Source organism: Saccharopolyspora pogona (assembly GCF_014697215.1).
In the GTDB taxonomy this organism is placed as follows: domain Bacteria; phylum Actinomycetota; class Actinomycetes; order Mycobacteriales; family Pseudonocardiaceae; genus Saccharopolyspora; species Saccharopolyspora hattusasensis.
Window position 1 is genome coordinate 6186880 of the sequence record NZ_CP031142.1, and the last position, 23708, is coordinate 6210587.

The 23708-nt window shown below is 69.9% G+C and carries 21 protein-coding genes, 1 tRNA gene and 2 pseudogenes; 11 read left to right on the forward strand and 13 right to left on the reverse strand.

Features of this window, described 5'->3' with window-relative positions; all coding sequences use genetic code 11:
• Positions 1–134 precede the first annotated feature (134 nt).
• Complete coding sequence (locus DL519_RS28675) at positions 135–905, forward strand: siderophore-interacting protein (protein WP_190819387.1); 771 nt, start codon at positions 135–137, stop codon at positions 903–905.
• Positions 906–1150: 245 nt separating this feature from the next.
• Positions 1151–1885, forward strand: a complete 735-nt coding sequence (locus DL519_RS28680; protein ID WP_190819389.1) for a hypothetical protein — start codon at positions 1151–1153, stop codon at positions 1883–1885.
• Here DL519_RS28680 and DL519_RS28685 read toward each other — a convergent pair.
• On the reverse strand, positions 1863–2333 hold the full coding sequence (locus DL519_RS28685) for a GatB/YqeY domain-containing protein (protein WP_190819391.1): 471 nt from the start codon (positions 2331–2333) through the stop codon (positions 1863–1865). The two genes, DL519_RS28680 and DL519_RS28685, sit on opposite strands and share 23 nt — an antisense overlap.
• Positions 2334–2448: 115 nt before the next feature.
• Between DL519_RS28685 and DL519_RS28690 the strand changes: the two genes are divergently transcribed.
• The 4 genes from DL519_RS28690 to DL519_RS28705 all read left to right on the forward strand — a co-directional run bounded on the left by DL519_RS28690 (position 2449) and on the right by DL519_RS28705 (position 6125).
• Positions 2449–3411 (forward strand): metallophosphoesterase, encoded by a 963-nt coding sequence (locus tag DL519_RS28690; RefSeq protein ID WP_190819393.1) that lies wholly within the window; start codon positions 2449–2451, stop codon positions 3409–3411.
• Positions 3412–3462: 51 nt separating this feature from the next.
• Positions 3463–3536 (forward strand) — tRNA-Pro (locus tag DL519_RS28695).
• 134 nt (positions 3537–3670) lie between these two features.
• Complete coding sequence (locus DL519_RS49055) at positions 3671–4069, forward strand: DUF1203 domain-containing protein (RefSeq protein ID WP_263399732.1); 399 nt, start codon at positions 3671–3673, stop codon at positions 4067–4069.
• A gap of 220 nt (positions 4070–4289) precedes the next feature.
• Positions 4290–6125, forward strand: coding sequence for a S9 family peptidase (locus DL519_RS28705; RefSeq protein ID WP_190819395.1), 1836 nt, complete (start codon positions 4290–4292; stop codon positions 6123–6125).
• A gap of 158 nt (positions 6126–6283) precedes the next feature.
• Here DL519_RS28705 and DL519_RS28710 read toward each other — a convergent pair whose 3' ends face one another.
• From DL519_RS28710 to DL519_RS28720, 3 genes are all read right to left on the reverse strand, one after another.
• Entirely contained in the window at positions 6284–7117 is an 834-nt protein-coding gene (locus DL519_RS28710; RefSeq protein WP_190813279.1) for a transposase family protein, read from the reverse strand.
• A gap of 277 nt (positions 7118–7394) precedes the next feature.
• Entirely contained in the window at positions 7395–7883 is a 489-nt protein-coding gene (locus DL519_RS28715) for a DUF1059 domain-containing protein (protein ID WP_190819397.1), read from the reverse strand.
• On the reverse strand, positions 7868–8551 hold the full coding sequence (locus DL519_RS28720; RefSeq protein WP_190819398.1) for a class I SAM-dependent methyltransferase: 684 nt from the start codon (positions 8549–8551) through the stop codon (positions 7868–7870). Before DL519_RS28720 ends, DL519_RS28715 begins: the two co-directional genes overlap by 16 nt.
• Before the next feature lie 265 nt (positions 8552–8816).
• Here DL519_RS28720 and DL519_RS50415 point away from each other — a divergent pair.
• Positions 8817–9560: pseudogene (locus DL519_RS50415) on the forward strand (beta-galactosidase); the annotation flags it as partial.
• 190 nt (positions 9561–9750) lie between these two features.
• Here the strand turns inward: DL519_RS50415 and DL519_RS28730 are convergent.
• From DL519_RS28730 to DL519_RS28745, 4 genes are all read right to left on the reverse strand, one after another.
• On the reverse strand, positions 9751–11409 hold the full coding sequence (locus DL519_RS28730; RefSeq protein WP_190819400.1) for an ABC transporter ATP-binding protein: 1659 nt from the start codon (positions 11407–11409) through the stop codon (positions 9751–9753).
• Positions 11361–11615 (reverse strand): hypothetical protein, encoded by a 255-nt coding sequence (locus tag DL519_RS28735; protein ID WP_190819402.1) that lies wholly within the window; start codon positions 11613–11615, stop codon positions 11361–11363. Before DL519_RS28735 ends, DL519_RS28730 begins: the two co-directional genes overlap by 49 nt.
• Before the next feature lie 488 nt (positions 11616–12103).
• Positions 12104–12280, reverse strand: a complete 177-nt coding sequence (locus DL519_RS28740; RefSeq protein ID WP_190819404.1) for a hypothetical protein — start codon at positions 12278–12280, stop codon at positions 12104–12106.
• Between the two features lie 5 nt (positions 12281–12285).
• Entirely contained in the window at positions 12286–12798 is a 513-nt protein-coding gene (locus tag DL519_RS28745) for a GNAT family N-acetyltransferase (RefSeq protein ID WP_190819406.1), read from the reverse strand.
• Between the two features lie 76 nt (positions 12799–12874).
• Here DL519_RS28745 and DL519_RS28750 point away from each other — a divergent pair, with 76 nt between their 5' ends.
• Both DL519_RS28750 and DL519_RS28755 read left to right on the forward strand, forming a co-directional pair.
• Positions 12875–13411, forward strand: coding sequence for a TetR/AcrR family transcriptional regulator (locus DL519_RS28750; RefSeq protein ID WP_190819408.1), 537 nt, complete (start codon positions 12875–12877; stop codon positions 13409–13411).
• Positions 13412–13479: 68 nt separating this feature from the next.
• Positions 13480–14553 carry an NADH:flavin oxidoreductase/NADH oxidase gene (locus DL519_RS28755; RefSeq protein WP_190819410.1) on the forward strand — a complete coding sequence of 358 codons (1074 nt, stop codon included), beginning with the start codon at positions 13480–13482 and terminating at the stop codon, positions 14551–14553.
• 110 nt (positions 14554–14663) lie between these two features.
• Here DL519_RS28755 and DL519_RS28760 read toward each other — a convergent pair whose 3' ends face one another.
• The 3 genes from DL519_RS28760 to DL519_RS28770 form a co-directional block, all read right to left on the reverse strand.
• Complete coding sequence (locus DL519_RS28760) at positions 14664–15008, reverse strand: hypothetical protein (RefSeq protein WP_190819412.1); 345 nt, start codon at positions 15006–15008, stop codon at positions 14664–14666.
• Between the two features lie 139 nt (positions 15009–15147).
• Positions 15148–15648, reverse strand: coding sequence for a Dps family protein (locus DL519_RS28765; protein WP_168586164.1), 501 nt, complete (start codon positions 15646–15648; stop codon positions 15148–15150).
• A 229-nt stretch (positions 15649–15877) separates the two neighbouring features.
• The gene (locus DL519_RS28770) at positions 15878–16432 is read right to left on the reverse strand and encodes an NADPH-dependent FMN reductase (protein WP_190819414.1); all 555 of its coding nucleotides are present in this window, start codon (positions 16430–16432) and stop codon (positions 15878–15880) included.
• Positions 16433–16600: 168 nt separating this feature from the next.
• Between DL519_RS28770 and DL519_RS28775 the strand changes: the two are divergent.
• Positions 16601–17667: pseudogene (locus tag DL519_RS28775) on the forward strand (alpha/beta hydrolase).
• Between the two features lie 640 nt (positions 17668–18307).
• Here the strand turns inward: DL519_RS28775 and DL519_RS28780 are convergent.
• Together DL519_RS28780 and DL519_RS28785 are read right to left on the reverse strand one after the other, a co-directional pair.
• Positions 18308–20761, reverse strand: coding sequence for a LuxR C-terminal-related transcriptional regulator (locus DL519_RS28780; RefSeq protein ID WP_223839659.1), 2454 nt, complete (start codon positions 20759–20761; stop codon positions 18308–18310).
• 23 nt (positions 20762–20784) lie between these two features.
• Entirely contained in the window at positions 20785–22146 is a 1362-nt protein-coding gene (locus tag DL519_RS28785) for an Hsp70 family protein (RefSeq protein ID WP_223839661.1), read from the reverse strand.
• Positions 22147–22430: 284 nt separating this feature from the next.
• Here DL519_RS28785 and DL519_RS28790 point away from each other — a divergent pair, with 284 nt between their 5' ends.
• Positions 22431–23627 (forward strand): IniB N-terminal domain-containing protein, encoded by a 1197-nt coding sequence (locus DL519_RS28790; RefSeq protein WP_190819418.1) that lies wholly within the window; start codon positions 22431–22433, stop codon positions 23625–23627.
• Positions 23628–23708: the final 81 nt, after the last annotated feature.

The window sequence follows — 23708 nt, forward strand, 5'->3', positions numbered from 1 at the left end:
CCTCCGGCGTGTCGGATCCCGACACGCCGGGGGCTGTGGGGAACTTCCGCAAGTTCCATTGAAATTGCGGTCGGGACCGTCGCGCGATGGGTCGGGTCGGCGGTTCTTAGACTCGGGGCGTGACGAACACGCAGGTGAGCACCAGGCGCGCGCGATCCCGCTACCGGTTGCTGGAGGTGCGGGCGACCGAGCGAGTCACGCCCCGGATGGTGCGCGTCACGCTCGGCGGCTCGGAGCTCTCGGACTTCGTCAGCAACGGTAGCGACCAGCGGATCAAGCTGTGCCTGTCGCAGCCCGGCCAGCCGATGCCGCTGGGCCGGACCCGCGCCGAAGTGTTCGCGCTGCCACGCGAGCAGCAGCCGCGGCAGCGCACCTACACGGTCCGCTGGTTCGACCCGCAGCGGCAGGAGCTGGCGATCGACTTCGTCGTGCACGACCACGACGGCCCGGGAAGCGCCTGGGCGGCGCAGGCCGCGCCCGGCGAGCAGATCGTCACCGTCGGTCCCAGCCCGGCGTACCAGCCGCAGCCGGACGCCGACCCGCTGGTGCTGGTCGGGGACGAGACGGCGCTGCCGGCCATCGCGGCGATCCTGGCGGAGCTGCCCGCGGCGGCCCGCGTGCAGGTGTTCGCCGAGGTCGCTGACGCCGCGGAGGAGCAGGCGCTCCCCTCCGACGCCGATGTGGCCTGGCACTGGCTGCACCGCGACGGCGTCCCGGCAGGCGAGAGCGCGCTGCTCGTGGACGCGCTGCGGTCGGCCGAGCTCGGCCCGAACCCGCACTTGTGGATCGGCGCGGAGGCCGACGTGGTCCACCAGCTCCGCGAGCACTGCCAGCAGGAATTAGGCCTGGAACGGCGTCGCCTCTACGCCCTCGCCTACTGGCGCCGCAACGCCGCAGGCGAATAGAAGCTGTTTCCAGGCTCGTTTGGCGGTGCGGGATCCCCGATTTGTGCAAGACCAATACGCGGCTTCGGGGACTGGCCTCGCCAAGAGCCCGACGGGGTGGACACGCTCTGAGATCCGGCGGCGTGCCGGTTGCGAGGGCGGGCCAAGCGCCTCCGGCGCTTCAAACGGAGAACGAAAGCTAATTCCGGAACAGCTTCCCGGCTCTCGCCTGGTCCGGTGATCGCGGAGCTGACGCTGTTGTCCGGGTGGCATTCCGGGGCGAGGAGATCACCGGTCCCCGGCTGCGTGGCCTGCTCGTCCTGCTGGCGTGGTCCGACGTGACCCACCCGCGTTGGGTGATGGTGCTGGCCAACCTCCAGCTCGGCACCGTCGACGAGGCCGAGCAGTGGTTGGCGCTGACCGAGTTGAACCGGGTGGACGAATCCGTCGCCGAACTGGTGCCGGACCTCTCCGGGCGGGCGGAGATCTCGCTCGCCCGCGGCGCCGTCGACACGGGCCTGCGCGCCTATGGTGACGGGCCGCCGACCGGCTGCGAAACCTTGGAGAGCCAGGTCTTGCGCGCCGACCCGCGCGGCCTACGGCCGCGGGCCCTGGAGAACCCGGCCGTCGCGGTGATCGCCCACGCCCAGCACGGGCGGCTCGACCTCGCCGAGGATCCCGCACGCCCTGACCGCGATGCTCGCCGAGCGCCTCGCCAAGACGTCACCGCACCTGGAGGACTTCCCGATCTGCGGTGCGCTCCTGCTGGCACTGGCCTGGGTGGACGTCGACCGGGCCGACCGCGCCGTCGATGCGCGGGCGGCCGAGTCGGCGGCGCGCCTGATCGCCTTGGCGGAGCGCTTCCGCTTCCTCCGGGGCTACCAGTCCACCATGTCCACCGCCCGCGTTCGCCGCGGGCTGCTATGGCGCCCCGAAAGACCCACGGCCTCGTGACCAGCAAGAACAAGACCTCGGGTGTCAGTCGGCGAGTTCGGCCTTGACCAGGGCTGCGACCTTGCCGCCTTCGGCGCGGCCCGCCACCTTTGCGTTGGCCGCCTTCATGACCTGGCCCATCTGCTTCATGCCCGGCCGCTCGCCGAGTTCGCCTTCGACCTCCGCGACGGCGTCCTTGACGAGCTGCGCCAACTCGTCGTCGCCCAGCGGCTTCGGCAGGTAGCGCCGCAGGATCTCCCCCTCGCCGAGCTCGGCGTCGGCCTGCTCCGCGCGCGCGGCCCCGCGGAACGCCTCCGCGGCCTCGTCGCGCTTCTTGGCCTCCTTGTTCAGCACGCGCTGTACCTCTTCGTTGGTGAGCTCGCGTGCCTGCTTGCCGGCGACCTCCTCCTTACTGACGGCGGCCAGCGCCATCCGCAGGACCCCGGTGACGGTGGTGTCGCGTTGCTTCATCGCGGCGGAGAGATCCGCGCGCAGCTTGTCCTTGAGCTCGGCCATGCGGCGATTATCCCGCTGCCGGCGCACCGGCCCGCCACGACCTCGGTCTCCGGAGCGCCACCGTCGGTCACGGGCCGTCAGTCGCCGGAGGCGGTGTCGTCGTAGGGTTGGTGGGGTGAACAAGTTCGGGCGGATTCTGCTCAGCACGGGCGCTCTCGGCGCCGCCGCGGTCGCCTACTCGGCCGCGATCGAACGTCGCCACTGGACGCTGCGGCAGGCGACGCTGCCGGTGCTCGCCGAGGACGCGGCACCGCTTCGCGTGCTGCACATCTCCGACCTGCACATGACCCCGAACCAGCGGTCCAAGCAGCGGTGGGTCGCCGCCCTCGCCGAGCTGGACCCGGATCTGGTGGTCAACACCGGCGACAACCTGGCGCACCCGCAGGCGGTGCCCGCGGCGCTGCGTGCGATGGGCCCGCTGCTGGACCGGCCGGGCATCTTCGTCTTCGGCAGCAACGACTACTACGGGCCGACCGCGAAGAACCCGGCCCGCTACCTGCTGCCGTCGCGGAAGGCCCAGCGCATCCACGGGGAACCGCTGCCGTGGCGCGACCTGCGGGCGGCGATGACCGAGCGTGGTTGGCTGGACGCGACGCACCGGCGGCACGAGATCGAGGTCGCCGGGATGCGGATCCACCTGGCCGGGCTCGACGACCCGCACCTGCACCTGGACCGCTACGACCTGATCGGCGGGCCCGCGCCCGCCGACGTCCAGCTGCGCCTGGGCGTGACGCACTCCCCCGAGCCGCGGGTGCTCGACTCGTTCGCCGAGGACGGCTACGACCTGGTGCTGGCCGGTCACACCCACGGCGGGCAGCTGCGGCTGCCCGGCTACGGGGCGCTGGTGACCAACTGCGAGCTGGACCGGTCGCGGGCGCGCGGCGCGTCCACCTGGGGCGAGCGCATGCACCTGCACGTGTCGGCCGGGCTGGGCACCTCGCCGTACGCTCCGGTGCGTTTCGCCTGCCCGCCGGAGGCCACCTTGCTGACCTTGCTCCCCAGGTCCGAAAAACCGACATCTACCAGCGAAAACACCCATAAGAGGACCCCGTTCGGGGCAGGTGAGAGCGTCCGCTAAACTATGATCCAGCGGTTGGACGAGCACCCGAGATGTTCACCGCTGGAAGATCGGGGTGTGGCGCAGCTTGGGAGCGCGCTTCGTTCGGGTCGAAGAGGTCGTGGGTTCAAATCCCGCCACCCCGACGCAGAAAGTGGCCTTGGCCGGAGTATCCGGCCAAGGCCACTTTCTTCTGCGCCCCCGGGAGTTCCTCAGCGAGGGGGCCGTTTTCCGTCGGCTTCCGTCGGCTTCGGGGGGCTCGGGGGATCAGGATCGAGGCATGGCCTTTCAGGTGCTGCCCATCGACCCGACGGTGCTCGACGAGCTCCGCAAGCTGGGCGACGCCGGTCGTGAGCCGTCCACCTACATCGAAGACGACGAGTACGGCCAGCCGCTGCGCTGCTGCCGGCCGGGCGAGCGGATTTCGCTGGCCTCGTACGCTCCGCTGCGGCGCTGGGGGCGGGACAGCGGGATCGATCCCGGCGCGTACGAGGAGGTCGGCCCCGTCTTCATCCACGCCGAAACCTGCGACGGATCGGCTTCCTCGGAGTGGCCCGAACCACTGCGCGGCCGACGCCACGTGCTGCTGCATTCCTACTCCGGGACGGCCGGATCCTCGGCGGCGTCCTGCTCTACGGCAACACCAAGCTGTCCGAGCGCACGGCCGGCGATCTCCTGATGGCCCCGGAGGTCGCGGTGGTGCACGTGCGGGCCGTGGAGTTCGGCTGCTTCCCTGTTCGAGGTGCGTCGCTGACGCCGACCTGGGGGTGCGCGATTTCGCGAGAAATTGGCGTTCACCCGGGTGACGGTCAATTTCTCGCGAAATTGCGCCGCTTCAATCGAACGGGTGATGGTGCACCTGCTCCGCAGGTGGCTGCGTCATCGGGCAGTATCGAGGCGTGAGCACCTACCCCGAAGCGCAGATCCCCGAGAAGCTGTTCGACGACCCGGATCGCGAGGCCCGCTGGCGGGCCCGGTTCAGCGCGCCCCGCGTGTCGCTGCCGGACTGGGCGCGGGACGCGGCGCAACGCAGCCTGTACGTGTCGAATGTCAGCGGCACCTGGGAGATCTATGCCTGGGACCGCGACTCCGACGAGCATCGCCAGATCACCGACCGTCCACAGGGGACATTCCACGGCACGTTGTCCGCGGACGGCGAGCAGGTCTGGTGGTTCGACGACACCGACGGCGACGAGTTCGGCAGCTGGGTGGTCGAGCCGTTCGCCTCCGGTGAGACCCGGCCGGGTCTGCCGGACACCCACCCCGGGTACCCGGCGGGCCTGGAGCTCGGGTCGTCGGTGATCGGCGTGGGGATGTCCACCGACGACGGCGTGACGGTGTGGGTGGCGCGCGACGGCGGCCGTCCGGAGGTGCTCTACCAGCACGAGCAGGACGGCGGGTTGTCCGCCATGTCCTGGGACGAGTCGATGGTGGTGATCTCGCACTCCGAGCACGGCGACAGCCGCCACCCCGCGCTGCGGGTGCTGCGCGTCGACGGCTCCGAGGTCACCGAGAAGTGGGACGGCCCCGGCAAGGGCCTGGACGCGCTGGCGTTCGCGCCGGTCACCGGCGACCCCCGGCTGCTGGTGCTGCACGAGCGGCGCGGCAAGGAGGAGCTGCTGATCTGGGACGTCGCTGCGGACACCGAGAGCGAGATCAAGCTCGACCTGCCCGGTGAGGTCTCCGCCGACTGGTACCCGGACGGCAAGGCGCTGCTGATCGCGCACACCCACCACGCGCGGACCACGATGCACCGCTACGACCTCGCGGAAGAGACCCTCACCGAACTGGCGACCCCGCCGGGCACGGTGGCGGGCGCGTCGGTGCGCCCGGACCACTCGGTGGAGTACGTGTGGTCGTCGGCGGCGACACCTTCGCTGGTACGGACGGTTTCGCGCGACGGTGAGGACCGGGTGCTGCTGACGCCGCCCGGCGACCGCGCGCCGGGTTCGGAGGCCGTCAACGACGTGTTCGTCGAGGTCCCGTACGGGCCGAACGAGACGGTGCACGCGCTGGTGGCGCGCCCGGCCGACGCCGGGGAAGGGCCGTTGCCGACGGTGTTCAACCTGCACGGCGGGCCGCACGCGGCCGACGAGGACCGGTTCTCCGCCTACCGGGCGGCTTGGCTGGACGCCGGGTTCGCCGTGGTGGAGATCAACTACCGGGGTTCGACCGGGTACGGCTCGGCGTGGCGGGACGCCATCGAGGGCCGGCCGGGCCTGACGGAGTTGGCCGACGTCGCGCGGGTGCACGACTGGGCGATCGAGGCGGGGCTGACCACGCCGGCGCTGAGCGTCGTCGTGGGTGCGTCGTGGGGCGGCTACCTGACGCTGCTGGCGTTGGGGACGCAGCCGGAGCGCTGGGCCGGCGGCGTCGCCGGCGTGCCGGTGGCCGACTACGTCTCGGCGTACGCCGACGAGATGGAGCCGCTGCGGGCCTACGACCGGGCGCTTTTCGGCGGCTCGCCGGAAGACGTGCCGGAGGTCTACCGGAAGGCTTCGCCGATCACCTACGTGGACGAGGTGCGGGCGCCGGTGCTGGTGCTGGCCGGGGACAACGACCCGCGCTGCCCGATCCAGCAGATCCTGAACTACCTGGACCGGTTGGGGCCGCGGGAGATCCCGTTCGAGTTCTACCGCTACGACGCGGGCCACGGCTCGCTGGTGGTGGCGGAAACTCTCCGCCAGGTCGCGGCGGAGATCCACTTCGCCCGCCGCGCCGTCGGCCTCGGCTGACACTAGATAGGACTCCGCAATGCGATACCCAAGTTCCACACAACACAATTTCAATGGGGTTTTTTCATCCTGTTTGTGCTGGTGGTGGGGGGTTGACGGGGTGGGGTGGGGTGTGTGTGGGCTGGTCAGGGGCGATGATCATTTTTGATGATCGTTTGTCAGCGGGTGATTTCGAGGTTGGTCAGCACCAGCAGGGCCCGTAGTAGGCGGGTGGCGTTGGCTGCGTGCATGCGTAGGCGGGTGAGGATGCGCCAGTTTTTGAGGTCGGCGAAGCCGTGTTCGCAGGTGGCGCGTTCGCGGGCAACGAGTTGGTTGGCTTGTTTCTGGGCGTCGGTGAGCGGGTGGGCGCGGGCGGCGCGGCGGCCGATGATGATCACGGGTTCGTCGGGGTCGTCTTCCAGTCCGGTGAATCCGAGGTCGCACATCGCGCCGAGTTCGGCGTCCCGGAGTGCGGTGGTGATGTTGTTGTGGCGGGCGGTGGTGACTTCCGAGGCCCGCCCTGGTTTGGCCGCAGAGAACCACAACAGGTTGCCTTTGTGGTCGGTGAGGGCGAGAAACAGCAGGCCGTGGGCTTTGTGTTTGCCGCTGTAGTTGCGCCGGTTGTTCTTGCCGGTGCGGCGCTGGGTGCGCACCAGGGTGCCATCCAGCAGCACGACCTCACCCCCGCCGCGGGCCACTTTGCTCAGGACGCGGTCCAGGCGCGGGGCACGGGCGGCCAGCAGGTCGATGACCTCCAGCACCCAGCGGCGGATCGTCGAGGCCGACACCCTGTTGCCGCCGGCCATGTCCAGCAGCCGCTGGTCGTGACGCAGCACCGCGAGCACGATGATCGCCTGCGTACCAGGGGTCACCTTGCGCCAGCGAGAGCGGATTTTCCTGCAGTGCGTGGTGATCAGCGAGGCGAGGTAGTCGATCGTGGCCCTCGACACGGGAAGTTGGGCTTGGTACACAATGGGTTCGGTGCCCTCGGCGGGGCTGGATTGGGTTTTCACACACTCCCCAACCCCGCCGGGGGCACTCTCGTTGCAGCCAACCGGCCATGATCATCGTCACATCTTCTCCGCGACCACGGCCACCGTCAGATGATCTTGATAAATGATCATGGCCCTGGCCAGCCCGCCCACACCACGCCACCCACGACCACACCCTCTGACCAGCCAAGATCAGGATGAAAAAAGCCCAATGGAAATCGAACCTCTGATTTCCATTGAAATCGCACAAAACTGAACTTGGGTTCCGCATTGCGGAATTGGGGTCTGCTTGTCCGGGTCACAGGGATTCGGCTCGGACCACGTCGAGGTTGTGGAAGGTCGGTTCCTCGTCGCAGAGGGCGCGCATCTTGCGGGAGATCTCGTCGGTCTCCGGGAGCCGAGAATTTCGCATCGCCTCGTCGTAGGACGGGAACTCGACGAACTCGTAGTAGCTCCCCGGGTACTCGTGGTCCCGGGCCAGCACCGCTCGCTTCGCGGTGCGCTTGCCTCCGGTGGCTTCCTCCCAGTCGTCTATCAGCTTGTTCAGCTCGGCCTCCTTTCCGGTCTTGAACTCGATGAGCTGCACGAAGTTCATTCCGTCGGCAGCCGGCTCGTCCACCAGCAGCTCGCGGATCTGGTCCCGCAGTCCGGGGGTGTCCTCGTGCTGGTGCACCGACACCGCATGCTCGGTGGCGGAACGCAGAACCTCTTCTTCCTCGCCGATGATGGTGAGCGAGCAGTTGGCCTCGCTCGGGTACTTGCGGCAGTCCGCTATCTTCCTGGCCACATCGGGTCTCCTGTCCTGCGGATCGGGTTGCGCAACCACCCCAGTTCGCGCTCGTACTGGGGGTCGGTGTGGGTGGCGACGCCCTGCACCAGCGGCGCGCGCACGTGCGCGGACGGCCAGTACCAGTCGGCGCGGCGCACCACCAGGCCGGCGCGTTGCAGCTGCACCAGCACCTCGACGTTGAGGCGGCAGCGGCGGCAGCCGTGCAGCATCTCCTGGGCCCGGTCCTGCGCCTCGCCGACGACGCCGGGCGCCCGGGTGTGCTCGAGGAACAGCAGTTGGCCGATCGGCCGCAGCACCCGGCCGATCTCGGTCAGCGCCGATTCCGGTTTTCCCGTGCTGCACAGGGAGAACCGGCAGACCACCACGTCGAAGGCGCGGTCCGGGAACGGCAGGCTCGCCGGGTCTCCGTCGATGAATTCGGTGGGCAAGTCGGGACGTTCGCCGCGCAGGCCGGGTTTCGCGTCGAGCATCGCGAGGTAGGAGACGTGGTGGTAGGCCAGCAGGTCTTCGAGGCGGAACGCCCCGATGTCCAGCACCCGCCCGGCGGCCCGCTTCCGGGCCAGCACCCGGAACCGCTCCAGCATCTCGATGGGCGGCGACACCCCGGCGCGCTTGTAGTGACACGTGATGGCTGAGCGGACGGCGTGGACATCGTCCGACGGCATGCCAGCAGCATGGGCACGGCGCGGCGGCTGACGCCAGGGGCTTCCGACCCCGGCGACTGGTCCGATCCGGTAGCGATCCCGGCTGCCGGATGCTCGCAGGAATCGAGGTCGTTTCGCGCAATATCGAAGAGAGGGGTCGCGATGGGCGTCAACCGACGGGGATCCCTCGGCTCGATCGCGCTCGGCGGTTCGCGTTGGGCACCGCGGCATGGTCGTCGGCACCAACAGGGTCGTCGCGAAGGCGTAGCAGACGTCCAGGTTGACCGTGCGCGGCGACGAGTTCCTGCTCGACGGCGAACCGTTCCGGATCGTCGCTGGCGAGACGCACTACTTCCGCACCCACCCCGACCACTGGCGGGACCGACTCGCCCGGATGCGCGCGCTCTGCCTGAACACCGTGGACACCTACGTCGCGTGGAACTTCCACGAACCCCGGAGCGGCGCGGTCGACTTCTCCGGCTGGCGTGACCTCGTCCGATTCGTCGAGACCGCCGCCGAGGTGGGGCTCAAGGTCGCCGTTCGGCCGAGCCCGTACATCAGCGCGGAGTGGGACTTCGGCGGCCTGCCAGCCTGGCTGCTGGCGGACCCGGATCTGCCGCTGCGCTGCTGGCCGACCCGGATCTGCCGCTGCGCTGCGACGATCTCACCGGCACGCTCGACCGCAGCGATCCGCAGGGTTCGGCGGAGGTACCGGTGCCGCGTGAGTCGGTGCAGCTGGACCTGCTCGTCGACACCGGGGGGCCGGATCAACTCCGGGCAGCGGCTCAACGACCCCGAGGGCATCACCGACCGGGTCCTGCACGGCTCGCAGGCCCTGTTCGGCTGGGAGATCCGCCCGCTACCGCTGGACGACCTGTCGGGCCTGGCGTTCCGGCCCGGCGCCACGGGCGGTCCCGCCTTCCACCGGGCGGTGTTGCGGATCGGCGAGCCCGCCGACGGGTTCCTCGCCCTGCCCGGCTGGGAGAAGGGCGTGGTGTGGCTGAACGGTTTCCTGCTCGGGCGCCACTGGTCGGTCGGGCCGCAGCGCACCCGCTACGCCGCGAGTCCACTGTGGAGGGCCGGGGAGAACGCTATTCGTCCTGGAGCTCCACCGGCCCGGCGGTTCGATCGAACTCCGCTCGGAGCCCGGCCTGGGCTGGGCTGGGCTGGGCTGGGCTGGGCTGGGCTGGGCTGGGCTGGGCTGGGCTGGGCTGGGCTGATCACGCGCGGCGGCCGATCGGGTGGGCCTGGGCCAGGCCGGTGGCCCACGGGCGTTGCAGCCGAACCGTCGGCGTCTCGTCGGGTCCGAACAGCTCGCCCGAAAACGTCTGCCGCGGTTCTTCCCGAGCCGGCTCGCGCACAGCGGGCTTCCGTCCGCGCAGCTCCGCGTAGAGTCCGCCCCTCGCCAGCAGCTCACGGTGCGGACCCTGCTCCACGACCCGCCCGCCGTAGACCACGACGATCCGGTCCGCTTCGGCCGCCAGGTCCAGGTCGTGGCTGATCAGGATCGTGGTACGGGTCCGGGCCAGGCGGCGCAGCGGTTCGAGCACCCGGCGGGTCGAGGCGACGTCCAGCCCGTTGGTGGGCTCGTCGAGCACCAGCACCGGCGCGCGCCGCAGGACCGCGCGGGCGATCGCGATCCGCCGCCGCTGCCCACCGGAAAACAAGGCTCCCCGTTCGCTCAGGACCGTGTCGTAGCTCTCCGGCAGCTTGCGGATGAACTCGTCCGCGTCGGCTTCCCGCGCGGCCGTGATGACGTCGGAGCGGGTGGCGTTCGGCGCACCGAAAGCGATGTTTTCCGCCACAGTGCTGTGGAAGACCGCGACTTCCTGCGGCACGAGCGCGATCGTGTCGCGGACGGTCTGCAGCGGGAGGTCCGTGAGATCCACACCGTCGATCGCCAGCCGTCCCGCTGCGGGGTCGTAGAACCGCTGCAGCAGCTTGGTCAGCGTGGACTTGCCCGCTCCGCTGGGGCCGGTGACCATGACGAACTCGCCAGGCCGGACCTGCAGGTCGAAGCCCGCGAGCGCCGGGCGGTCGGCGCCCGGGTAGCGGAATTCGACGCGCTCGAAGCGAATTCCCCTGTTCCGGCCGGCGGGCAGCTGCCGGCTGCCGTCGTCGGGCACGGCCGAGTGCTGGTCCAGCATCTCGACCAACCGCTCCGAGGCCGCCCGCGCGGCGGTCACGGTCATGGTGATCTGCCCGAGGTTCTGCAGCGGCGGGTAGTGGTAGCCGAGGTAGGCGGCGAAGGCCAGGAGCCCGCCGATGGTGATGCGGTTCACCGAGATCTCCCAGATGCCGGCGCCGATCACCAGCAGGATGCAGATCGTTTCGACCACCGTGACCAGCGGCGCGTACAGGGCGGACAGCCGCGCCTCGGCGAGCTTCGCGCGGAACCAGCGGACGGACTGGGCGTGCAGCTTCGCGGCCTGCCGCTCCTGCTGGTTGTACGCCTGCACCAGCTCGATGTTGGACAGCCCTTCCTCGACCACGGTGCTGAGCGCCCCGTTGGCGGCCCGCTCCTCGGTGGAAACGGACCGGATCTCCTTCGAGAAATTCCTGGCGACGATCCAGAAAACCGGCGCGAGCGCGAAGGAGAGCAGCGCCAGGTCCCAGCGCAAGTACAACGCGGCGCCCGCGTACAGAACGACGCCTACGACAGCGGCGACCGTTTCGAGCAATCCCGAAGCGACCAGCCTTTCGACCGCTTCGACATCTCCGGAAAAACGGGCTATCAGGTCTCCCGTTTTGCGTCTTGCGAAGAAGTGTGGCGGCATTTTCTGCACGTGCTCGTAAACGTGCGAGCGGAGTCGCAGCAAGAACTTCTCCGCTATTTTGGCGGACAGGAGTCCGCCGCGCAACGACGCCGCGGCACCCACCACCGCGATGCCCAGGCCGCGGCGGGCGCCCAGAAGGCGGCGAGTTCGCCGGTGGCCAGCGCATCGTCGGTGAGCACCATGAACATCCAGATGCCCGCGGTGTCCATCAGCGCGGACACCACGAGCAGGGCCCCGGCCAGCGACAACGCCAACCGATCCCGGCGCAGGAACGGCCAGAACCGGCGGAATAGCGCGCGCACTCCCACTACGACCTCCCAACGGCAACCGGGAGGGCCGGCGATGAAGGTTATCGCCGGCCCTCCCGCTCGGTCACTTGCGCGCGGCCGGAGCCGACTGCGGGGCCTGCGGGTGCCGCGGGTGCCGCGGGTGCCGCTTCTTGCCGGGGACTGGAATCGGGAAAGGCATCATTTCCTCCTGATCGGTTGCGGAATGGGTCGAAGTCACCGCTGCGGCGCGGGCCGTCCCGGCCGCTGCGGGCGCTCGCCCAGATGGCACGGACGGCGGTGCCGACCCTGGCCGGGAACGGGAATCGGGAAAGCCATTTCTTCCTCCTGGTTGATCGGTTTTCGTCGCCTTTTCGGTGGCGACACCAATCAACCTAATCGGCCTGTGGCGGGAAATTCGACGTGAGCTCCCGCAGAATTGGCTGGACGTTCACTGAACGCGGCAGCACGCGAGCCCGGGAATGGAGTTCCCAGCGCGTTCGCACGCACCGGTCAGGCTGCGCCCAGCGTCAGTCGCCGCACCGCCGGTCGGGGAGCACTTCGCCGCGGAGGATCCAGGTGTCGCCGCGGCGGACCCAGTGCAGCGGCTCTGGTCGTGGCGGCCAGGCCAGCAGGTAGCGGTCGTAGAGCTCGTTCATGGTCCGCACGTACTCGGCCACCGCGCGCAGCCAGTGCTCGGTCCGCATGACCGTCACCCCAGTTCGAGGTCGTACCTCAGTTCGTCGAGCCGCTGCCCCCACTGTCGGACGGTTTTCCGCTCGGTGCAGCGGAATCCGGCGTCCAGGTACAGCCGGGCGGCCGTCTCCAGCGGGTCGACGGTCCACAGCTTCACGCGCTCGAAGCCGTGCTCGCGCGCGTGATCCAGCAAGGCGTGCAACAGCTTCCGGCCGACTCCGCCGCCCCGCATTGCCGGGACGACCAGGAACCAGCGGAGCTGCGCGACGCCGTCACCTTCGTCGGTGAGCGCAACGGTGCCGACGGTTTCGCCGTCGCGCTCGGCGACCCACACCCAGCCGGGTTCGACGCCCGACTCGTCCCGCGCCTCGCCCAGGGCCGCGGCGAATGCGGCCAGACCGTGCGCGACGTGCGCCTCGAAGCGTTCGTCGAAGTCGTATTCCCGCGCGTAGAGCTCGCCGTGCATCGCCAGCACGGTGCCCAGGTCGCCGGGGCGCGGACCGATCCGGATGTTGATCTCGGGCGACATGCGCAACTCCAGTAGACTGAAACAGTCGTTTCACTCGTAGGCTAGCAGCCTGACCAGCATCGGAACAGGGGCGACGATGACCCAACGGGACGACGGCCGCCGCGGCGAACTGCTCGCGAAGCTCCTGGAGTACTCCGCGACGCACGGGCTTTCCGAGGTGTCGCTGCGGCCGCTGGCGGCGGCGGTCGGGTCCAGCCCGCGCATGCTGCTGTACTTCTTCGGCTCCAAGGAAGGGCTGGTCAAGGAAGTCCACCGGCACGCCCGCGACGTCCAGCTCCGGCTGCTCGCCGACACCCTCGACGACTGCACGGACCGGACCGAGGCGCTGCGCGCGCTGTGGCGCTGGCTCAGCGACCTGGCGCACCAAAACGTGATCCGGTTCTTCTTCGAGAGCTATGCGCGTTCGCTGCACCCCCGCGGCGGGGCGTGGGACGGCTTCGGCGAGACAAGCGTCCGCGAATGGCTGCCCCGGCTCCAGCAGGCCCTCGGCGGCTCGGATGCCGAGGCGACGCTGGCGCTCGCGGCCCTGCGCGGCCTGCTGCTCGACCTGCTCGCCACCGGCGACACCGCCCGCGTCGCGGCCGCCTTCGAGGAGCTGCTGGGCAAGCTCTGAGGCGCGCCGGGAGCCCGCATTGTGAGATGGACGGCGCCGTCGGAATATCTCGTTCCGCCACAGCGTCCATGCCCGTCGTGAGCCATCTCTTCGAACCGATCAAGCTGCGCGACGTCGTCATCCGGAACCGCGCGTGGGTCTCGCCGATGTGCCAGTACTCGGCCACCGACGGCGTGCCCGACGACTGGCACCTGGTGCACCTCGGCCAGTTCGCCACCGGCGGCGCCGGGCTGATCATCAGCGAGGCGACCGCGGTGGTCCCGGAAGGCCGGATCAGCCCGCACGACACCGGGCTGTGGAACGACGAGCAGGTCGCGGCGTGGCGGCGCATCAACGACTTCCTGCACGCGCAGGGCGCGGCGACCGGGGTGCAGCTCGCGCACGCCGGCCGCAAGGCATCGACGACCCCGCCGTGGGAGGGCGGCCAGTCGGTGTCGCCGTCCGAGGGAGGTTGGCAGACGGTCAGTTCGACCGGCAACGCCTTCGGCACCCAGGCCCCGCCGCGCGCGCTGACCGAAACCGAGATCGCCGAACTGCCCGAACAGTTCGCGGCGGCGGCGCGCCGGGCGGAAGCGGCGGGCTTCGACGTCGTCGAGCTGCACTTCGCACACGGCTACCTGGCGCACCAGTTCTACTCCCCGCTGGTCAACGACCGGACCGACCGCTTCGGCGGCGACTTCGACAACCGGGTGCGAGCCCTGCTGGAGATCACCGAAGCCGTGCGCTCTGCCTGGCCGGCCGACAAGCCGCTGATCGTCCGCCTCTCGGCGACCGACTGGGCCGACGGCGGCTGGACCGGGGACGACTCGGTGAAGCTGTCGGCGCTGCTGGCGGAGCGCGGGGTGGACCTCATCGACGTCTCGACGGGCGGCGCGGTGCCCAAGGCCGAAATTCCGATCGGCGCCGGCTACCAGGTGCGCTTCGCCCGCAAGATCCGCGCGGAGGCGGACGTCCCGACGGCGGCGGTCGGCCTGATCACCTCGCCTGAGCAGGCGGAGGAGATCGTCGCGTCCGGCTCGGCGGACGCGGTGCTGCTCGGCCGCGAACTCCTCCGGGACCCGCACTGGCCGCTGCGAGCGGCAGACCGTCTGCACGCGGACAACATCTGGCCCAAGCAATACGAACGAGCCCGCCGCGCCTGACCCGTTGCGGGCGCCGGGAAGGCCAACGCACCAAGCCGATCCGGGTGATTTCAGAGGTGAGGGGCACCCTTGGGCGGCACAACCACGGCACAACCACTCAAGGGTGCCCCTCACCTCGGACCGCAGCCGACGCTGGCGGACCTCCACCGGCTGCTCGACCAGTCCAGGGCGGCGGGATTCCGGTGGTCCGCCACGACTTCGGGACGCCGCAGCGGCTTTCGACGGTGGTGGAGCAGGCCGCGTACCGCGTTGTGCAGGAGGCGCTCACCAGGGTCCACAAGCACGCCGTCGGGGCCCGCACCGAAGTCGAATTGCGCTACGGGGAAGCGGTTTTGTAGGACAAGGTGATCAACGAGGCGCCGCCGAACCCGGTCGAGCCGCTGCCCGGCAGCGGCATGGGGCTCGTCGGCCTGCGGGAACGCGTCGAGCTCCTCGACGGCGAGTTCACGGCCCAACCGGCCTCGGAGGCGGATTCGCGGCGACCGCTCGGTTTCCCCTTGCGGAGCAAGCGTGATCCGCGTCCTGGTGGTCGACGACGAGGCGCTGGTTCAGGACGAGTTCCCACCACGCCCGAAGGCACTCACGGGTCCGGCGCTACTCGGCGAGCTGGGCCTGCCACATCCAGTGCGACTTCTCCAGCTCCCGCGCGATGCCGATCAGAAGGTCCTGGGTCACCAGATCGGTCTTGTCGGTCTCGTCGATGCGTTCGCGGAGCCGACGGTTCAGCTCCGCCAACGTCTTCGTGATCGCCTCGACCACCTCGCGATCGCTGCGCCAGTTCGAGTCGAACTTCGGCACCCCGGAGCCGTCGGCAACCGTCGAGGCGCGCCCGTCCGGCGAGATGCCGATGGCGGCGGCGCGCTCCGCGACGTCGTCGGCGAAGCCGCGCGCGGTGGTGACCAGCTCGTCCAGGTGAAGGTGCACGTCGTGGAACAACCTGCCGACGACGTTCCAGTGCGCCTGCTTCGCCACCAGGTGCAGGTCGATCATGTCCAGCAGCGTGCCCTGCAGCACTTTGCCGGTGATCTCCCGGTCCTGGTCGTCGCCCAGGGGGCTGGTGATCGGGGCCTTCTTCGAAGCGGTCTTCTGAGCCATGAGCGCTGCTACCTCCTCGAACGCGAGCAGACCCTTCGAGGGTGCTGCCTGTGAGGTACCCGCGCACTTCGAAGCGGTATGCAGGGCCGTGGGGATCTGTTGCGAGCGCCACACCGCTCAACCCGCCTGCGCGGACGTCGTCTGGCGAGGGCAACGTCGAAGCCGCAGGTCATGCACGCAGCCCAGGCTTGCGCGCGTGGTTCCGCCACCCGCACCGCCAGGCAGGAGATCAGCCGCGGTTGGCGAAGTCGACCACCTGGTGGCCGATGGCGCGGAGGACGTTCGCCACCTTCTCGTCTGCGCACTCGCCTCCGGGCTCGAATTGCGTTTCGCCCGAGTTCACCGCTCCGCCGAGCGGCGTCGGCCAGCCTCGCAGGGCGTGCACCACCGAGCGGAGCGCCTGCAGCGTGGTGACCGTCGCCTGCCAGCCGTACGCGATGCCGATGCAACCCACCGCTCGCCCGTCCAGGTAGGGGCGGTCGTCGCCGCGCAGGTCTTCTGCGTAGTCCAGGGCGTTCTTGATCAGTCCGGAGATCGTGCCGTGGTAGCCCGGCGAGGCGAGGATGACGCCGTCCGCGGTGCGCAGGGCGTCCACCAGCTCCAGCGCGTTGTCGGTGCGTTCGGTCAGCTGCGGGTCGTAGAACGGCATCGACAGGCTGCTGCCCGTGATCGCGTGGACCTTCGCCCCCGCTTCACGCGCCCCGGCGAGCGCGGCGTTCAGGGCTCGCTCGGACTGCGAATCCGGCCGGACCGATCCGCCGATCCCCACCACGGTCACCGTCATGCACTGATCCTTTCACCCGAAGCTGCGCCTGTCGCCTTTCGCAGGACTTCTCGCCACGCTACGACTTAGAGCTTGCTCGAGGTCAAAGCCGATCCGCCGTGTCCCGCACCATAGCTACCTGCGGGTAACCTCAGCAGAACCTGTCGCCTTCCCGGGGAGGTCACGCCGATGTCGAAGGTCCTCGAACTTGTACAGCCGACGCTGGAGGCCGCCGCCCTCCGCGGCATCTTCTCGCTCCCCCGGCCCGTGCGACGCCTCCTCGCGGGGCGGCCGATCCGGCTGGACGACCAGGAGCTCGCCCTCGACGCCCAACTCCTGCTCAAGCTGCAGCGGCTCAGCGGCCAGGAACAGCTCGCCGCGGCCACGCCCGAGCTCGCCCGCGCGGGCATGCGGCGGTCGACCAAGATCACTTCCACGTCAGCGGTGCCCGGCGTGGTGGTGGCGGACCGGAGCATCCCGACCGAGGCGGGCGAGCTCGCGGCACGGCTGTACCGGCCGCGCCAGCTCACCGAAGCCGGACCGCTGCTGGTCTTCTTCCACGGCGGCGGCTGGGTCATCGGCAACCTGGACAGCCACGACGACCTGTGCCGGTTCCTCGCCAAGCATGCCGGTATCCGGGTGCTGTCGGTGGATTACCGCCTCGCGCCGGAGTTCCCGTTCCCGGCCGCCCTGGACGACTGCATCGCCGCCTACCGGTACGCCGTCGACAACGCCGCAAAGCTGGGCACCAGCAGCGAATTGATCGCGGTCGGCGGCGACAGCGCGGGCGGCAACCTGGCCACCTCGGTCGCCCTGCACGCCACCCGGTCCGGGCTGGTGAAGCCGGTGTTCCAACTGCTGATCTACCCCGCCGTGGACGCCACCACGCGGCGGCGGTCGCGCGAGCTGTTCGGCAAGGGGTTCCTGCTCACCGACGGCGACATGAAATGGTTCATGGACCACTACGCGCCCGACCTGGACGTGCGCCACGACCCGCGGCTTTCGGTGCTGCTCGCCGAAGACCTCAGTGGGTTGCCGACGGCGCACGTCGTCACGGCCGGGTTCGACCCGCTGCGCGACGAAGCCGAGGCCTACGCGCAGCGGCTGGCGGACGCCGGGGTGCCAGTGATCGCCCGGCGGTTCCCGGACCTGATCCACGGCTTCGCCAACCTCCGCCCGATCGGCGGCCGGTCCAGGAGGCGCTGTTCGAGATCGTCGGCACCCTCCGCGCCGCCCTGTCGTTGCAGAAGACCTGATCCGCTCACGAGCGGTTTCCGGCATGGCTGCTTGGGAAATGGGCGTCCAAGGGTGCGGTAGGGCGGGTTTCTGCCTTTGAAACGGCGAAGCCACCTGCCCACACCCCGCAGCCAGTGAGGCGAACGGACCGTTCACCTCACACCACGACAGCGCAAGAGCAGCAGGAAACGGATGAAGCGAACGGAACCTACACGCTCATAGGAGCCTGTTGCGTTTTCGGCGAAAACGACTGAACCGAAGTACCAAATCAGTCTCGATCGCCGCCGTTTGTCCGCCAGTGGCCATCTCAGCCGTGATCGATCGATCACGGTCCGTGGTGGGCGTAATTTTGCAACAGGCTCATAGACGGCACAAACGGTCCGTTCGCTTCACGCCGCACCTTCCAGAACAGCCTCTACAGTCCGCCAAAGGCACTCATGGGCACTCCCGCAGTTGGGACGGAGTGCTCAGTGGCGGTGATCCGCGTGGCCGCACGACGAGCGGCGAGTTCGCGGGGTGACCGGCTTGCTGGCACCGAACGGGCGCGGGATCTGGACCACACCTGTCCGCAGTGCCGTTTCTGCAGGTCCGCAGCCGTGAGTCTGTTGGGTTGACTTAGCTGCTGACATAGCTGCTCAAAAGGCGCACGGGCCCGTTTCGTCAGTGGCCGAGGAGTTCGCGGAGGCGGTTGAGGAGGTCTTCGCGGTTGGCGCAGCCGAGGCGTTGCTTTATGCGGCTTATGTGGTGCTCCACCGTCTTCGCCGAGATGAACAGGCGCTTGCCGACCTGCTTGTAGGTCAACCCGGCCAGCACCAGTTCCGCGACTTCCTTCTCCCGCTCGCTGAGCAGGTCGGTCTCCGCCGACATCGCGCCGCGCACCGCACGCGGCCGCGGCGGCTTGCCTTGCAACGCCCGGGCGCATTCCAGCAGCGCGAGCATCGCGCGCCGATCCGCCGTGCGGATCGCCGCCTGCCCCGCCAGCCGCGCTCCGTCCCACGCCAGCCCGGCTGCGTGTAGCGCCCGCGCCGCCTGCTCCGCCTCGTCCTGGTCCACCTGCCCCGCGAGTATTCGCAGCCACACGCCACTGGCATCGGCCATCGCCGCCGCCAGTGGGTTGTGGTGCGCCATGCCGCCCAGCTCCGCCGTAAGCTGCTGCGCTTCGTCCAGCTCTTCCAGCACGACCGCGGCCTGCAGGCGCTTCCACGTGAGCATCGATGTCCACAGCGGAGGGTTGCCGAGCCGGTCCAGCAGCGCTCGCGCCTCCGCCAGGTACGGCGCGATCCAGTCCTGGTCCCGCAGCCGCGCCGTGGCGACCACGAGTTCTCCTAACGGCAGCAGGGCGAACAGGTCCACCGAGTGCTCGGCGACGGCCTGCCGGGCCCGACCGCGGGCGGCGGCCAGGGCCGCCGTGTCGTTGTCCCGGCTCGCGATGCCAGCCTCGATCGCGGTTGCCAGCAGCCGATCTCGCGCCGCCAGCTCGACCACGGGGAGGTTCGCGCGGGCGGCCACCGTGTCACCCCGCAACAGCGGCAACCACGCCGCCAGCAGCCGGTGCCGGTAGTGCAGCAGTGGGCCGCCGGAGCCGGAGCCGATCGCCTTGTCCAAGGTGGACTGGACGACGTCCAGTTCGCCGCAGTGCAGCGCGACCAGTGCGGCGACCGCCGCCGGGCTGTCCGGCACCAGGGCACCGCGCCCCACCGGCTCCGACAGCGATGCGGACCGCACCAATGTGGACAGTGCCGTCGCGGCCGATCCCACGACCGATTCCCGGACTCCGGCGGCGAGTTGCGCGGCGGCACCGGTCATCGACGTCGGCGGCCCGGCGTCGTCGGAGGAACGCAGCAGCTCCTCGGCGTCGCCCAACCGACCGGCTCCGATCAGGCCCACCGCGGCGAACGCCCGGTCTCCGGGCCAGCGCAAGCGCCCCACCGACCACCGGCACAGTTCCGCCGAGCGCTCGAGCAGCCCCCGGTGCGCCAGGACGCTCGCCGCGACCTGCACGCCGAGCTCCCTGTCCGGCACCGAATCATCGACGATCACCTGATCGGCCAGCCGCAGCGCTTCGTCCAGATCACCGGCCACGGCGGCGGCACGTGCCTGCCGCGCCGCCACTGAAACCGGTGGAGTTCCGGCCGACACCGCTGCGGCGAGCAGCCGTCGCGCCAGGTGCGGCGCGGACTGCAAGGCCTCCTCGCCGGCTTTCTCGAACGCCGCCGCCAGTGTCGATTCCGGCAGCAACGCGATCTCTGCCCCGAGCAGCGGGCGGACCAGCGGCAGCACCGAACCGCCGCGCGCCAGCTGGATTTCGACGAGGCGACGGGTCACCCGCAGCCGCAGTTCCCACGGCGTCAGCCGCAGCGCGGCTGCCCGGGCGATCGGCAGCAGCACGTCATCAGCGCCGACCAATCCGCTGGCCCGGATCGCCAGCAGCGCGGAACCGACCGCCTCTGGAGTGAGTTCCAGCAGCGCCGCGAGCAGGTCGGGGTGCGGGGTCGCGCCGACCGCCATCGCCGTCACGCACTCCGAGCCGGCTTCGCCGAGCTGGTCCAGGTCGTGCTGGAACTGGTCGAGCGCGCGGGACGGCAGCTCCGCCGTGCCCGGCTCGGCGGTCGCGAGCACCCTGCTCACGTAGCGCGGGACGCCCCCGGTCTGCGCGTGCAACCAGCCGATCCACTCCGGCGCCGCCCCTCCGGCCTGCGCCGCGATCTCCTCGCGCCCGAGCGCGGCGAGCAACACCGGCGCGCCGAGGTCGCCGATCAGCTCCGCCAACGCCGCAGGTCGCGGCCCCGGCCGGTAGGCGAAGACCAACCGCGCCCCGGGCCGCCGGGCGATCTCGCGGAGCTCGCCGAGCACCGTTTCGTCCAGCCGGTGGGCGTCGTCGACCAGCACGGCGCCTTCGTCGGCCCGGGCGAGCTCGTTCGCGCCGAACACCGCCACCCCAGCGTCGCGGTAGGTGCGCGCGAGCTGCTCCAGCAGCACCGTCTTTCCATATCCCCCGGCGCCCTGGATCCCGGCGACGAGCGACGCGGTCGGGTCTGCGGCGATCGCCGACCGCAGCCCGGCCGCGTGCCCGTCCGGCATCGGGGCGGGCCGGGAGGTCGTCGAGTGGTTCACGCCTGGAATCCTTGTCATCCGGGTCACTGGCGCATGTGTTGGATCGCGCCGAGCACGCCGCTGAAACCATTGGGCAGCAAGAAGGTGAGCAGCAGGCCGCCGATGATCAGCGCGGCTGCCATCGACAGCTTAATGATCTTGATCTGGCGGGCGCGATCCTCGTCCCGTGTTTCCAGCGGCATCGGCTCCACCTCGACCGGCGGACGCGGCGCGGCAACCAGTTCGGCGTCGAGGTCGAACGATTCGTCGGAGCCCTCGATGCGCATCAGCACGCTGGTCTCGGCCACCGAACCCTCGTCTGTGTCGGTCGACAGCACCTGCACCGCCGCCAGCGCCGCCCCGCCGGCCGCGGCCAATTCGGGCGCGACGTCGACCTGCGGCTGCAGCTTCAACCGCTCGGCCACCAACTTCTTCAGCAGCGGGGTGCGCGAAGTTCCGCCCGCCAGCACCACGGAATCGAGGTCGTCCGGCGACAGCGTTGCCGACTGCACCGCCTGCAAGATCAGCTCGGGCACCCGCTCCAGGTGCGGCCGGGCGAGCTGCTCGTACCGCGAGCGAGACAACGCGAATTCTGTTCGCATCCCTGGTAGTTCTACCCGCAGCTGCACGCCCGGCTGGTGCGACAGCGCTTCCTTTGCCCGAACGCACTCGGCACGCAGGTGCGCGAGGGCAGCCCGATGGTTGAGGTCGCCGAGGTCCAGCGTGTCCAGCCGGTCACCGAATTCGGCGCGCACGATGGCGAAGATCTCGTCGTCCAGGTCCTGGCCGCTGGGGTGATCGGCGTTCAGCGGCGAGCCGACCACCTCGAACCCGGGCTCTCGCCGCCGCAGCACCGTCACGTCGAAGCCGCTGCCGCCGACGTTGGCGACGACGACCGGTTCGTGCTCGGAAACGCGTTGCTTGGCCGCGTAGTCCAGGGCGACCGCCATCGGCTCGGCCACCATCGTGACGTCCGTCAGCCCCAGCTGGACCAACGCCTGGTGGACGAGCCGGGTGCGATGCGGACCCCAGGTGGCGCTGTGCGCGATGGCGATGTGCTCGGCGGGATGCCCCTGCCGGTGCGCGACGGCGTCGGCCACCCACTCGATCATGGTGGCGGCCAGCCGCTGCGCCGGGATGAACTCGCTGCCCACCAATACCGGCAGGTCGTCGCCCAGCCTCGCGGTGAAGCCGCGCGCGACCCATTCGTGGTGGGCGATCTCCTGCCGCTGGGCCGCTTCCCCGGCCACGAACGACCCGTCCTGCACCTTGCACAGCACCGTCGGCACCACCGGACCGGCCTCCAGCGGGACCGGCACGGCCGCCGCCCACCGGCTGCCGTCGCGGCGGGCGATGGCAGCCGTGGTCGCCGTAGCGCCCAGATGAATGCCCAGGACGTAAGGCATGCAATCCCTTCGTGTTACCGAATCGGCCACCATCGGGCGATGCCCGCGTGGCGCAGGGTGGACACAATTTAGCGTGCACGCGGTTACACACAGGTGTCGGACACCCCAGGCTACCCCCCAATGGATCACCTACCGGATCCCCTAATAGAGACCCTGATAACTAGGAGTCGTTCCCGATGGCCCGGGAGGCTCACGCCCCTACGGTGATCAACACAGGAGTGAGGGACCGCATGACCTCACTCGGACACCCATCCGAGTACCGCTGAGCATCGGGAGGCCCAACGATGGTGAACCCTCAGCACGCGAGCGGTCATGCCGAGTCCTCCACCCCCGACCCCGGGAAGCACTCCACCACCGGCCAATCGGACGAGCCGACGCTGTACGAGTTCCTCACGCGCCTCGTCAGCGACCCAGCGGCCCGGTCGGCCTTCGACGCCGATCCGCAAGCCACGCTGGGTCAGGCCGGCCTCGGGGGCATGACCGCGACAGACGTACTCCAAGCCACGTCACTGGTTCTCGACTACGCGCCGGTCGAGGTCGTGGCGGAGTACAACCGCTCACTCCAGAGCAGCGTCGAGAAGTTCGCTGCGAGCACCCAGCACGTCGCGATCAACCAACTGCATCCCGCACATCCAATCGAGCAGGAAGAACTGACCATGCTGAAGCCCACCCCCGCCGACTACGGCAAGGACAACGACGTCGACGCCACCCTGCCCCCGGCCCCGGCCCCGGCTCCGGCTCCGTCGAACAAGGTCGATGTCGACATCGAGAAGAACTACACGGACTCGTTCAACCTGATCAGCGTCCACGACGTCGCCAGTGGCAACGACATCGCCAACGGCAACATCGTCGGCAGCATCGTGGGCAGCAACGTCACCCAGGCCAACGAGACCGCCACCCACGTCTTCGACACCAGCGTCGACCTGACCTCCGGTGCCGCCTCCATCGTCCACGGCGACGTGATCAACATCGTCGGCAACTCGACCAACCTCGACGTCCTGAACATCGCCAACAAGGCCCCGGTCGTCGGTGACATCACCGCCAACGTCACCCACGTGGTGGGCGACGTGACCGTTGGCGACGTCAGCGCGATCGTTGCCAACGCCCCGGTCGCGGGCGACGTCACCAACGTCGTGGGCACCGTCCCGGTCGTCGGCGACGTGATCGTCAACGTCGCCAGTGGCAACATCACCAACGTGGGCGGCGTCGTTAGCGACGTGACCAACGTCGTGGGCAACGTGCCGGTCGTCGGCGACGTGCCCGCTGGCGACGGTCCCGGGCTGCCGGCCGGTGACGAGACCGTCGGACTGCCGTCTGGCGACGTCACCGCCCTGCCGGTCGAGGACGTGACCGGCGGACTGCCGGCCGGTGACGTGACCTCTGCTCTGTCGGCCCCGAGCGACCTGCCGGTCGTCGGTGACGGCCTCGAGAGCGTGGCGCACACCGCCACCTCGGCCGCGCCGCTGGACCTGGGTCTCTGAGCCTGAACGCAGTGAGCGACTGAATGCCGGGATTCGCGACATAGCGGATCCCGGCATTCCTCGCATTCGATCCCCAAATTA